This window comes from Paenibacillus sp. FSL P4-0081, from assembly GCF_000758565.1.
In the GTDB taxonomy this organism is placed as follows: Bacteria; Bacillota; Bacilli; order Paenibacillales; family Paenibacillaceae; genus Paenibacillus_AQ; species Paenibacillus_AQ phytohabitans.
On record NZ_CP009280.1, the window covers coordinates 5,860,101 to 5,873,124 of the forward strand.

At 45.6% G+C, this 13,024-nt stretch carries 9 protein-coding genes and 1 pseudogene; 2 read left to right on the forward strand and 8 right to left on the reverse strand.

The features are described from left to right. Nucleotides 1-127: 127 nt before the first annotated feature. From P40081_RS39480 to P40081_RS39485, 3 genes are all read right to left on the reverse strand, one after another. On the reverse strand, nt 128-934 hold the full coding sequence (locus tag P40081_RS39480; protein WP_231575190.1) for a bacterial surface protein: 807 nt from the start codon (nt 932-934) through the stop codon (nt 128-130). 704 nt (nt 935-1,638) lie between these two features. Next, complete coding sequence (locus P40081_RS25115) at nt 1,639-1,956, reverse strand: hypothetical protein (protein ID WP_042138955.1); 318 nt, start codon at nt 1,954-1,956, stop codon at nt 1,639-1,641. Between the two features lie 227 nt (nt 1,957-2,183). After that, entirely contained in the window at nt 2,184-3,056 is an 873-nt protein-coding gene (locus tag P40081_RS39485; protein WP_063779806.1) for a PT domain-containing protein, read from the reverse strand. 209 nt (nt 3,057-3,265) lie between these two features. On the opposite strand from P40081_RS39485, the gene P40081_RS25125 reads away from it, so the two are divergent. Next, nucleotides 3,266-3,541 (forward strand): hypothetical protein, encoded by a 276-nt coding sequence (locus tag P40081_RS25125; RefSeq protein WP_042138956.1) that lies wholly within the window; start codon nt 3,266-3,268, stop codon nt 3,539-3,541. 24 nt (nt 3,542-3,565) lie between these two features. On the opposite strand, the gene P40081_RS25130 is transcribed toward P40081_RS25125, so the two are convergent. From P40081_RS25130 to P40081_RS40125, 5 genes and pseudogenes are all read right to left on the reverse strand, one after another. Further along, nucleotides 3,566-3,970: a hypothetical protein gene (locus P40081_RS25130; protein ID WP_156118684.1), complete on the reverse strand. Its 405-nt coding sequence runs from the start codon at nt 3,968-3,970 to the stop codon at nt 3,566-3,568. A 401-nt stretch (nt 3,971-4,371) separates the two neighbouring features. Further along, on the reverse strand, nt 4,372-5,073 hold the full coding sequence (locus P40081_RS25135; RefSeq protein WP_042138958.1) for a hypothetical protein: 702 nt from the start codon (nt 5,071-5,073) through the stop codon (nt 4,372-4,374). Between the two features lie 379 nt (nt 5,074-5,452). Beyond that, nucleotides 5,453-6,229, reverse strand: coding sequence for an NAD-dependent epimerase/dehydratase family protein (locus tag P40081_RS25145; protein WP_042138959.1), 777 nt, complete (start codon nt 6,227-6,229; stop codon nt 5,453-5,455). A gap of 81 nt (nt 6,230-6,310) precedes the next feature. After that, nucleotides 6,311-6,523, reverse strand: coding sequence for a helix-turn-helix transcriptional regulator (locus P40081_RS25150; protein WP_042138960.1), 213 nt, complete (start codon nt 6,521-6,523; stop codon nt 6,311-6,313). A gap of 8 nt (nt 6,524-6,531) precedes the next feature. Continuing rightward, nucleotides 6,532-6,890 (reverse strand): annotated as a pseudogene (locus P40081_RS40125) (DUF6442 family protein). Between the two features lie 320 nt (nt 6,891-7,210). On the opposite strand from P40081_RS40125, the gene P40081_RS37795 reads away from it, so the two are divergent. After that, nucleotides 7,211-12,793 carry a CBM35 domain-containing protein gene (locus P40081_RS37795; protein ID WP_042138962.1) on the forward strand — a complete coding sequence of 1,861 codons (5,583 nt, stop codon included), beginning with the start codon at nt 7,211-7,213 and terminating at the stop codon, nt 12,791-12,793. Nucleotides 12,794-13,024 lie beyond the last annotated feature (231 nt).

Sequence of the window (13,024 nt, forward strand, 5' to 3'; positions counted from 1 at the left end):
ATAATTTTCATTATTCATAAATATAGAATAATTCATTTGGAACATTATGTATATGTGGGTAAGGAAAACTTTCCTTCATTAAAAAAAACACCCTATCATCGCAGGCAGGGTGATCTAAGCAAACATACTATTCCACAGAATATTCATCTACACTGAAAGTAAGGATCTTATCGAAGATCACGTAATCCTTCCTGCTGCTGAAGGGTCCTTTATTGTTCTCGTGCTTATCAATCGCATAGGATGCTGTTCCTGTACCAGATTGCTTATTCTCATACCAAGCAATGAAAGCATTTACTTCTTCCATGCTAAGATCAAACTCTTTCTCAAGGCCAGTGGTCATCGTTACAACCAGGATCGCGCTGTCGCCTGTCGGTAGTTCTGGTGTGGGTGTTACTGTTGGCTCCGGAGTTGCTGTCGGTTCAGCTATTGCTGTAGGCTCAACGGTTGGTTCAGGCGTTGAGGTTGGCTCTAAAGTCGGTTCTGGAGTAACGGTTGCTGCTGGTTCAGGTGTTGCCGTTGGTTCGGTAGTCGGCGTAGATGTCGGTTCTGGTGTAGCGGTAGGCTCTGGAATTAATGCTCCACTATTATTTATATCAAATGCGCTTAAAACAAAATCTGTAGAAGTCCCTTTTTGATAAGTTATTGTTACCTGGTGAGCTGTATTATCTAATCCAGTTCTTTCAAATAGTAAAGTATCTGCTTGAGCATTTCCTTTGGCGGAGAAAGTATATGTAACTTCATCAATCTGTATTTTCATAGTTGTTGACTTATTTGTATTCCTCGATCCAATAACTCTAATTTTATCCCCCTCAAACCAAAAAGATGCCGATGATCCATCAACTAATGTAGCATGTGCTGATCCTGTACTGTATGCAGTATCGGTGTACTGAATCCATGTCCCTGTATAAGTAATTAGGGGATTCGAATCAATCACTCTCTTCCATCCGGCTTCAGGCGCTTTTAATTGGCTACTACCAACAGTGGCAGCAAATGTATTTTTTTGAATTCCAAAAATGATATAGCTATAATTAATATAAGACCACAGAATCCCAATTTTCTCTTCCTATTCTTCACAAACTTTCATCTCCTTTAATATGTATGCATCAAGACTACATTATAAAAGGGCGAACAAACAGTCTGTTCTTCAACATTTATTCACATTACACTTAAGTGTTATTTAGGAAATATGTGGATTTAATCTAATTGGAGTTCTGCATCTAAGGTAAGGAAACTTTTCCTAAACTAAATACTTGAGGTGTATAATAATCAGAAAAGACCCGTGGTATGGTCATGGACAAAAAGCTTAAGCAAAGCTTGAAGATCGCAGCTGTAAGACGAGAATGATAGTTGTCTGGCTATTAAATAGGGATAAGATAAAAGGGAATGCGGAGATATCTGCAGATCCAGAGCGAGTAAAGATCAATGCGATCAAGGGTCAGTTTGGGTTCCATACATTGACGTGGAGAGTATTTCACGAGTGATAGGACTACGGGTTGAAGGAGAACCGGATAAATGAAAATCCCCCACCTTCATCGGTAGGGTATGGAGTTCCATTGGGTTTATTCTACATTATTCACAAGCAGCCAACTGTAAACGGAAATTCATTTGAGGAGTTAATCGTGGGAACCCACTACGAGTTCATTCAATAATATCTCCACCTAATTTCCGCTGTAATTCTTTAACATGTTCGATGTCATCCATTTCGATATAGCTTACTAACAATTTATAATCTTCTAAATCGTCTCCTGAATAAATGTCTAGACATTCGTTAATAAATTCCGCTGATTCAGAAGAAGTATCTTTGCTGTTATGTTCGTAGTTAAACAAGTATTGAGTCGTTTCAGCTAACATCAAATCTCTACCGGCTGCATCGGTGTCACTTTTTTCATATGTATCAGAGCATCCGGCGGTTATTAAAACAGTGATTAATACTAATAAAACTGTTATACCTTTCATATTCTTCCCCCTACATATTTTACCTAAAGGTTACCATGGTACCGTAAAAGAAATAAAGATATACAGAACAAATAATGGTACGCGGAGCATTACACTGCCGATTCCTCCGTCTCGTGTAACTTACATAGGATATCAAATCCTGGGCTTTGTGTATGTGACGATAAGAAAAATTTCCCGAACGAAAAAATTACCCCACCATTTCTGGCAGGGTTAACTATGAGAAGAAGTTATTCTGCTGAATATTCATCTACGCTGAAAGTAAGTATCTTATCGAAGATCATATAATCCTTCCGATTGGTGAATGGCCCTTTATTGTTATCATGCTTATCAATGGCGTATGAGGCTGTACCTGAACCGGACAGCTTATTTTCGTACCAAGCAATGAAAGCATTCACTTCAGCCATACTCAAATCGAATTCTTTTTCAAGACCGGTGCTCATCGTTACTACCAGGATAGCCCGGTCGCCCGTTGATTGCTCTGAAGTTGGTGAAGGAGTTGGCAAAGCCGTAACCGTTGGTGTTGGCTCAATGGTTGCTTCTGGAGTTGCAGTAGGCTCTATGGTTGGGGTAGCTGTTGGCTCTACAGATGGAGTTGCAGTCGGTATCGGTACAATGTTATACAGATTAAACTCGGCAATATTGTAGGAAACTGCTGAATATTGCCAAATTACAACTGTTTTTACATTGGTAATAGGACTAGAAAGCGGATATATATTATTATCACCCGGAATCACTGAATGAGAGATACTTTGTGCAATAGTAGTTCCGTTATTATCAATAAAGAATATAGATACTTGTCCACCAGTGTAGTTAGATAAATAAAGTTTGTAAGCATTGATATCGACTGGAGTGCTAAAGTTATAGAACAAGCAATCTTTGATAGTACTATTGCTGATCTCAGGGACCATAGAAAAATAGGTTGATTCATTATTATCCGTAACGGCAGTTGTAGTACCTAATTTGTTATTCTGGTTCGAACCTATATTAATTACCAATCCATCTAATAACCCTACAGGTTGTTCTGCTGCTTTTGTTGCTCCTGGTATAAGGATAAAGAATAGTGTACACAAAACCAAAAATCCAGCTATTTTCTTCTTCAAAAACTCCATCTCCTTTAATATGTATGCATCAAGCCTACACTAAATAAAGACGAACAAACAGTCTGTTTCTCGACAGGAATTCACAATACACTTAAGGGTTATTGAGGAAAAATGTGGAAAGATATAGAGGTCATGAATCTTCTAGGGAAAATTTTCCTGATGCCATATTATGAGGTGTATAATAATCAGAAAAGACCCGAGGTTCGGTCATGGATAGAAAGCTTAAGCAGAGTTTGAAGGTTGCTGCAGTAAGGAGGGAATTGATTGTTGTATGGCTTTTAAATGGGGATAAGATAAAGGGCATTGCGGAGGTATCAGCAGATCCAGAGCGAGTAAAAATCAATATAATTGAGGGTCCGGTCTGGGTGCTTTACATTGATGTGGAGATTTCACTAGTGATTAGTCTTCGATTGAGAGTGAAACGAAAGAATGAACCGTCCCACCCCGCTACATCATTTTTGTTTATAAAGCTTGCCATCAAATGATTATTTTCTAATAGCTAAGTGAAATCAATTTGCGAGCAACGCTGCTTGAATATCTGAAACCACAATCCGCTCCGCTTCTCCCTTGTCATTAAATTCAACCGAAATAAGATAACTTTGATTTGTTTGGTCAGAATCGTATTTCACCTCTTTCAGATATTTTTTATTGAATGAGTCATAGGCAAAAGTAAGACTTCCTGACGCTTCTATAGCATTCTTTTTGTCATAAATCTTATATAAATCATTTTTGTTCATATTAACCTCTAATCCACCTGAAGTTATGAAACTTCCTTTTGAATCTTCATTCATAAGAATAGCAACCGCAGAATTCTCTCTGTATAAGACCCCGACACCATTATTATAAAACATCATTCCTCTGGACCCATCGTTCTCAGCTTCTCCAAGAACTTTTTCAACATTTGCGCGACTCATGCCGTATTGAACAACCGCTTTTTCATCGCCAACCTTTACGATTTGCTAGATCATCTGCGGTTAGCCCACTCTTTGAAGATCCACAGGCAGTCATTAAAGCCAAAAATAGTAAAGACAAAAAGATTTTACGCATGTCCATCCTCCGATATAATTTACCTAAAGTTTACCACGGGACCATAATTGAAAATAGATATACAGAACAAATAAAGGCGTACAAAGAATCACACCGCCAAATCTTCAGTCTCTTGTAACTTACATAGGATAACCAATCCTGGGCTTTATGTATGTGAAGATAAGGATAATTCCCATGAAACGAAAGTAAAGGATCCCACTAGTATTTGGTACGAATCAACCAGTTCAATCTTTATAAGCAATGCAAAATACTATTTCGTTTTATTCGTTTATTTTTTTCGTTCACGACGATTATTTGTCTTAGAATAGAACAACTTAGAATACATAAATGATCCTACAAAGATTAAAATCACTATTACCGTAAAACCAGTAATGTAGCCAACAGCTTTTACTGAAAAAGCCTCTATATTGAAGATATGAGCATATCCTATCGTAAACCAAGTTAATAAACAAACACTCATAGCGAAATCAGATACGAATTTAAGCGTTCCTAATAAATCGATAAATAGTGACTTTAATGGTTTGAAGTTGTGATCTTTGTATCGATTATGCTCTTTATATATGATATCATGGGCATCCCAGAATTCTTGATCTATCATAACTTCAAATTCTTTAAGACATTTCAAAAACTTCGCTTCGTATGCATCAGGTTGATGCTTAAATGCTCTAAATAGAGCATTTAATTCAAAATATGTATTTAGCATATTCACCGATCCGATTAAATGCCCTTTTGAACTACCTAGACCATAGTCAGTGAAAAGTTTGTTTATTAAATCATTTCGTTCCTCACTTTGTGGAAGTTCGTTTATTTCTCTTATTACGAACAAAATAGGAGAGTAAAAATCGTTGTAACTCTTTATAAGCTCAGAATGAGCCATATCTCTTTTCTTCTCTCTAAGCCTAAATTGATAACCAACAAACGCTGTGAAAACAGCTACAATAAGAACAGATGTCTGAATTCCAAATAACAATAGAATCACTCCGTAATAAAAATTTGTTAATTCGCTTCATTTTAATCCATTTTCCACTTTATGTATGTGACGACCAAGCTTGGGATGGCGGTTTGCAGCATGACGGCTAACCGGCAGCTGAAGGGTCCCATTGTATCCACACTCAAAATATTCAGCTTCACCGACGCCTTAGTCTCCATCGTAGTCACTCAATACACCCTGCTGACTATGCAGCACTCCCCCGGAGCCCTGGACAGCAGTGCTTTGCTCGGGATGGGTTTCAGCCTTTTCTTTGTATGTATAGGTATGTATATGGCTTGCACAAAAAAAGCACGCGAAAAATAATCTTCGCATGCCTTCTTTATATACAGGTAACAGAAATCGCGGATTGCGCTGCTTCTTACTCCTGCTGCCCGCCCTGATATTCGGTTTCATCCTTGCGTATTTCCCAGCCCTCCGCCTTCGCCTGTTCGAGCAGCTCCGCCGCATCATCCTGGGGCTTGTATCCGATCAGCTCCTCCAGATAACCAATGGTATAATAGTTGTCACTATTCGCCGAGGTCCCGTACAGATTCAAATATTGCAGGTCCTCATCCGCCTGAATACAGCAGTTGACCAGCTGCAGCAAATCACGCTCCGAGATCCAGATATGCCCTGCCCGCTCCGAATGGGGACGGTCATCCCCGGGGAAGTTGCCGATCCGGATATTCAGTGAAGAAATCTTGCCCTGATCTGAGTACAGGCGGCCGAGCAGCTCGATATAACATTTGCTTAATCCATAGAAGCTGTCCGGCCGGTAAGGGTCAGACGGTCCCGTTGTCTCATCCGACTTATAATAACCGGTCGCATGATTGGAGCTGGCGAATATAATGCGCCGCACCCCATTCTGCACCGCCGCCTCAAACAGCTTATACGCACCCGCTACATTCCCCTGAAGCACCTTACCGAGGAAATCGTCTTCATCCTTAATCCAGGCAAAGTGAAGCACCGTATCGACATCTTTAGTAAGCTCCGCCAGCCGTGCTTCATCATTTATGTCCAGTTGGGCGATCCCCTGCTCTTCGTCTGCCTGTATATCTGCGCCGGTAACCTCGTATCTGCCGTCTTCGTTCAGCCCTTTGAAGAGTGCATTGCCGATCCTTCCAGCCGCTCCGGTCAGTAAAAGTTTGCGTTTCATTCATCCCTTGCCCCTTTCCAGCCTGCTAGTCCTAAGCATTATTAACCGCTGGAGGGGAAAAGATTACAAACGGCTTGAATTTTACAGATCAAAATAAAATAACTCTTCAAATTTCATGTCCAAAGCAATACATAGAACAAGCGCCAGCTTAGCAGTAGGATTGAACTGTCCGGTTTCAATCGAACTTATCGTATTCCTTGAAACACCCACCATTTCTGCCAGCTCAGCTTGGGATATTTTTTGCTCTGCCCTTGCCTCCCGCAGCCTGTTTCTCAAAATCAGCTTATCATTCATGTTGACTCCTATCCTGCAATTAAAAAGTACTTTACGAAAAAATAGATGCTTAATACAGGTCCTGCGATAGCTTTAATTAAATCTAATTTCTTTTTAGTTATACTATAGATTCCGATACTTTCACAGCCTAAATACCCATAAATACCGCTACTAATGCAGTATTCGTCTCTTGATGATTATCGTATAAATTATAAACAGCCAGGATGCTAAAAATAATCAGCATACCCAGGACTCCAAATTTCCTGCCTCTATTATGAACAAATTCTCTTCCTTCGTCGTTCTTCTCTTGTCTGCTTTTTTCTAATATCAGTTCCTTTTCCATTAGAAATCCTCCTTTGATTGCGACAAGTAAACTTGGCATCTTCATTATAATACGCCAAGTTTACTTGTCAATAATCAATCCGAAATTTTACAATATAGACCAGTCAAAATAACATAAGAAAGCTAAAAATATAGCAAGAACACCAGGCTGCTCTCCCCGCTCCTTCTCCGGCTAAGCCAATCCCTCAAAATATCGCAAAACATGATGCGGAAAAACAGTTCCGCTCTTATTTTATAATGGATGCGTAGCGCTGCAATTATTGGTAAGCGGTTTCAAAAAAAGCAGGGTCATATCTTTGCGGAGGAGGGCAAGTGAACATAACTTTTGTCAAAATGATCAGAAATTGCTTAGAAAAGGAGATTCATATGAGGAAAAAAAGCTCAAAGCTGCTCCCCCTGGTGTTGATACTTTCTTTACTGCTGTCAGGCATCTCTTACGCGGATGTAACTTCTAATTACGTTAACCCGCTTATGGGCGGTGCTGATCCTACCGTGGCCAGGGCTGCTGATGGTTATTACTATTCTGCATCTTCAGGCGATAATAACATCACCTTGAAGAGGCATGAAACCATTCTCGGCGTATCTACGGCCAAAAGCAAAGTGGTCTGGAAGAAGCCCGATAACTTCGGCTATGTGTGGGGTCCATATGTCTACCGGCTGGACGGCAAGTGGTATCTGTATTTCTCTTCCGGCCCGGAGGACAGCTTCGGATATGGGCATCCAAGCTCCTACGTTCTGGAGAACGCATCACCCGATCCTTTTGAAGGAACCTGGGAGCTGAAGGGCGAATCTGCCAATGAAGACAGCGACGGCCAGGTTACGGTCAAGCAGGGACTGCTGAACACGGAAGGCTACGGTTTGGCCTGCGGCGTGGTTACGATTAAAGGGGAACCCTACTTCACCTATACCAAATACTATTATTTCGAGGACCCGCAGAACCCTGAGAATACGAAATTCGATGAAAGTCCGACGATTGTCAAAATGAAGAACCCGTGGACCCTGGAGGGCCCGGAAGGTACGGTGGCCAAACCGGAATATGATTGGGAAAAGAAAAACGATAATATCAACGAAGGCGCTGCGGTAGTCGAGAGAAACGGTAAAATTTATTTTGCCTACTCGGCCAGCAGCTTTATGAATGATAACTATGCAGTTGGCGTATCCGTTGCGGATGCATCCTCGGATGTGATGAATGCGGATTCATGGGTCAAATATCCTGAGCCTGTGATGAAAAGATCGGATGAGAACAGCTCGTATGGCCCCGGCTCTCCCCTGTTCCTGAAGTCCGAAGACGACAGCGAGGATTGGATTCTGTATCACGGCATACCGACCCACGGGCAAGGCGGCGGGAACCGAGGTATAAGAGCGCAGCGGATTCACTGGGATGATGATGATTTCATCAATCTTGGCATTCCTTCCAACCCCGGCACAGTCCTGAACAGACCTTCCGGAGAAGAGCGAAGCGAAATCTATGAAGCCGAGGAGGCAAAGCTGTCGGGAGTAGCGAGAATCCCCGGAGGGACGGCTTATGCTTCGGGCGGCGTATATCAAAAATACAATAACAGCAGCACTAATGACTATATAGAGTTTACAGTAAACACTACTGCTGGCGGGACCTACTCGCTGGATTTCAGATACAACAATAACACCGCGAATCCGGTTACCATGAAATTAGGCGTTAATGGGGGAGCAACCCGCGATCTTTCCTTCCCTTCGAATGCCGGATTTGAGGCGAATTTCGATCTGAAATCCGTTTATAACCTTCCGCTTAACGCCGGAAGCAACACAATCCGCCTGTCCGGCAAGAGTGCTTTGGCTCTGGATGCCATGATTATCAAGCGCAGCACCTTGTATGAAGCAGAAAATGCCGTGCTGTCCGGAAATGCAAAGGTTGATGCAGATCATCCGGGTTACAGCGGAACGGGATATGCCGGAGGGCTCTGGACCTCTAGCTCTGCAGTTTCCTTCAAAGTAAATGCCGCTGCTGCCGGCAGCTATTCGGTTAAGCTGGGCTACAGCCTGGGATTCAACGATGACCGGACGCTGACTATGTATGTGAACGGGCAAAAGATTAAGCAGGTCGATTTCTTCAGCCTAAAAAGCTGGGACCGCTGGGCCGACCGCTATGACAATGTTTTCCTCCAAGAAGGGGAAAATACAATCACTTATAAATATGACGAAGGCGATACCGGCAACGTCAATCTGGACTTTATAACCGTAACAGAAGCCACTACCTGGCATTATGGAGCCGAAGATGCCAAGCTGGCTGGCGGGAACGATGCTGCAGTGGTTTACACCAAAGACGGCAATCTGGGAACCGGTTATGTTACCGGGCTGTCCAAAGCGGGTTCGTCCGTGGAGTTTGCGGTAAATGTTGAGAATGCAGCCTCTTATGATGTAAAGCTGAGATATGCCAAAGAAGCAGCAGGCACAACTTATGGCCTGTACTTGAACGGCACGAAGATTAAGAATATTCCCCTCCCTTCTACCGGCGGACTTACCGTCTGGAAGGAGCAGCTTGACACGTTAAGCCTGAAGGCGGGTAAAAACACAATTACTTATAAGAATGAAACAGGAAACTCCGGCATTCTAAGTATGGACAGTATTCATCTTAACAAGCGTACTCCGTGGAGGTATCAGGCCGAAGATGCCACCCGGCAAGGAAGCCTCAAGGTTGTCAGGGATCATTTATGGTATGAGGGCAACGGGTTCGTAGGCGGATTCGAGCAGACCGGGGACACGCTGAAGTTTGAAGTAAACGTCCCTAATACGGCTGACTATACGTCGACCTTGCGGTATTCCGGTGTACAAAGTTCGAATATTACCATGTCAATGATGGTCAATGGACAGAGAATCAAGCAAGTGTCTTTAACTCCGACGGCGAATTGGGATATCTGGGCTAACAGTACGGAGTCCTTGAACCTCAAAGCCGGTAAGAATACGATTGAATTCATCCGCGAACAAGGAGATACCGGCAGATTCAATGTCGACAGTCTCACGATTGATAAGACAAGCGGCGGATTTATGAGCTCGATTGCGGGCAAGATCATTCCGGAGAAAATGGTCAAAATCCAGCCCAAGCACAGCGGAAAAGCATTGGATGTGGACAGAGTCTCCAGTGATCCGCTGGCGGTGATTAACCAGTGGTCTAACGGTGACGGTAATAATCAGCTGTGGAGATTCCTGGATCTCGGCACAGGCTATTACCAGATTCAGTCGGTTCAAAGCGGCCATGTGCTCGATATTCTTCCCGGTTCAGCGATCCAGCAGCTTTGCCAGAATATCAAAGCTGCTGGAACGATACCGGATACGCAGCAGTGGAAGCTGGAGAAAGACGGAGATTACTACAAGATCATTAACAAAAGCAATAATAAAGTAATCACTGTAGAAGGGGCGTCCAAGAGTGACGGTGCAGCAGTGAGAGTAGCAGATGATCAGGCAAAGGATAACCAGCGGATGAAAATTGAAGTCCGTAACCTCAGCAATAGTGAAATCAGTGCTCTGACCGAGCTGAACGGACGCTATGATATTACTTTTGACGCGAATGGCGGAAGTCCGGGACAGACAGTCGTTCAGGCTGCATACGGCGAACAGTTAACGGCTCCGGCTGTAATGAATAAAGGTTATGTGCTGGAGGGCTGGTACAACGATTCAGAAAAATGGGATTTTGCCAATCAGACCGTGCCGGGAGTAATGACGCTGACGGCGAAATGGAACCAAAAGGCGCCAGAGGTGCAGATTGTCAGTGAAGGCTTGATGCGGGCGGGTTCAGCTGGAGTACTCCGTGCCGCCGGTAAAGGAGAAGGAACCCTGTCCTTCACCTGGTACCTCGACAAGGGCGATGGCTATGGTTATGGTGAGCCGGTCGGTTCGGGCGACAGCCTGACGCTGGCGGCGTTGACAGAAGCGATGAGCGGCTACCGTTATAAGGCGGTTGTGGCAGACGATAGCGGCTTAACCGGCGAGCAGGAATATATATTGCAGGTGCTCCCGGCTGCGGTAGAGTGGATTACCCCTTCCTTCGCGGTAGATTTGCCTTCTGCGATGGACGCCGTTGAGGGGGAACCCTTGACGCTGCTCGTTGATGCAACAGGTGACGTGGAGTCTATCGGTTGGGAAGTAAAGCGTCCGGACAGCGGCGATTGGCTGCCGCTGACGAGTGTTACCGGTGCAGTATACCGTTTCACGCCGGGAATGGAAGAGAACGGTACAGCTTACCGTGTTGTGCTGACCGGCAAAGCGGAGGTGAATCCGGAACGTATCACCGGAACAGAGCTGGTGCTCAAGGTCTATCCGGCACATGAAATTCCGGTGATCCAGTCGTTCACGGCAAGTGTAAATCCGGTAAAGGAAGGGGCTTCAGTTACCTTTAACGTTGTAGCCAATTCTGTGTATGGAGAGCTTAGCTACCGCTGGCTGAAGAACGATCTTGTGCTGGACGGTGCGGCCGGGAGCAGTCTGACACTGGATAAGGCTGCTATATCTGATGCGGGGGCATACAAGGTTGAGGTTATGAACACCCGTATGATCGGGGAGTATGCTTATGTGGATGCGGTCCCTACAGAGACGATTGAGCTGACTGTCAGCCGTCGGCAGGTAACACCAACAGATCCTCCGGCGACACCAACGGACCCGCCGGTGACAGCAACAAGTCCGCCGTCATCTACGGCGAAGCCTGCGGCAACACCACAGGCTAACGCAACGCCGAGTCCTTCGGCTGCAGTCATTACTGCCACTCAGCTGAGCAGCCCTGCGGTGAACGGTGTGGTTACAGTGCAGGTAGGTCAAGCGGCTGCGGTTGAGCTTCCGGTGAATGCCGGGACGCTGCTGGGAACCCATTCCCTGCGTGTACAGGGAGACGGAATAGAGCTGGTACTGGCGCCGGAGCTGCTGAAGCAGCTGGCCGAAGCCCTGCCTGCTGGCGGGAGCAGCGGTGCCAAGATTGTGCTGAAGGCGCAGCCTAAGACACTGGATGCTGCGAAGCTGAAGACAGAAGCTGGCGTAGCGCTGGCAGGAAAGCTGATGGATTATGACCTGAGTCTGGTAAGGGCAGACGGGACAGCGCTCCATCTGGAGGATTATCCGGTTCCGGTAAGCGTCAGCTGGCCAGCGGATGGACTTGACTCGAGGCTGCTTGGCCTGTACCGTGTGAGCAGTGACGGTACACTCACTTATCTGGGCGGAGCAGCTGAAGCGGGCGGGCTGACGGGACTTCTTGACAGCAGCGGCACATACGCGCTGCTGGAGTATTCCAAGCAATTCAGCGATGTTCCGCTTACACACTGGGCCTTCGAAGCCTTACGTGAGCTGTCTGCGAAACATCTGATCAAGGGAATCTCGGAGCAGGCTTATCAGCCGGGCCGGAATATTACCCGGGCTGAATTCGTGCAGCTGATGGCCGGTGCGCTGCAGCTGGGCGGCAGCGGTAGCAATAGTGGCAACGGCATCGGGAACGACGGCATGGGCACCAGCGGGAATGGCGACAGCGACACCAGCGGCAACGGCATCGGGAACGACGACAGCAGTGGCAGCGGGAACGACAGCGGGAACGGCGGCAGCAGTGGCAGCGGGAACGGCGACAGCAGTAGCAGCATCGCATTCGCTGATGTTCCGCAAGATGCCTGGTACAGGGATGCTCTATCCGGCATGGTGCAGGCAGGGCTGATTACCGGACGGAGTCCGGTGTCCTTCCAGCCGAATGCAGAGATCAGCCGCGAAGAGATGACTGTCATTCTGATGCGGGCTTATAAGCTCCAGCATGGTGCAATCCCGGCCGCTGTAGACATCACTTCTATGAAGGATGCTGCGGACATCTCCGGCTGGGCAGCGGATCAGGTAGCCGCAGCCGCTTCGCTTGGCTTCGTGAACGGACGGGCGGATGGAACCTTTGCTCCGAAGGCTGCCGCCACCCGTGCAGAAGCTGCGCAGATTCTGCTTAATTATTTGAAATAGGCTTTGCGCGGAAGCGGATATTGCCGGCTCTGCAAGGCATAAACAAGGCGCTCCCCCTGGAACAGTATCCGGGGGAGCGCCTTTTGTTTATCCTGCAATTATTCGCCTGTAGTTTCACAGAAGCACATTGTATTCGGTTTTTCGCATACATTCGGCCCTGATACCCTCGCAGGAGCACATTGTATTCGGTTTTTCGCATACATTCGGTCCTGATACCTTCGCAGTAGCATA

Coding starts and splice junctions, on each gene's coding strand:
- P40081_RS25130 (WP_156118684.1), bottom strand. CDS start 3,970: ATGAGTCGCGCAAATGTTGAAAAAGTTCTTGGAGAAGCTGAGAACGAT.
- P40081_RS25150 (WP_042138960.1), bottom strand. CDS start 6,523: ATGAATGATAAGCTGATTTTGAGAAACAGGCTGCGGGAGGCAAGGGCA.
- P40081_RS37795 (WP_042138962.1), top strand. CDS start 7,211: ATGAGGAAAAAAAGCTCAAAGCTGCTCCCCCTGGTGTTGATACTTTCT.
- P40081_RS25115 (WP_042138955.1), bottom strand. CDS start 1,956: ATGAAAGGTATAACAGTTTTATTAGTATTAATCACTGTTTTAATAACC.
- P40081_RS25125 (WP_042138956.1), top strand. CDS start 3,266: ATGGATAGAAAGCTTAAGCAGAGTTTGAAGGTTGCTGCAGTAAGGAGG.
- P40081_RS25145 (WP_042138959.1), bottom strand. CDS start 6,229: ATGAAACGCAAACTTTTACTGACCGGAGCGGCTGGAAGGATCGGCAAT.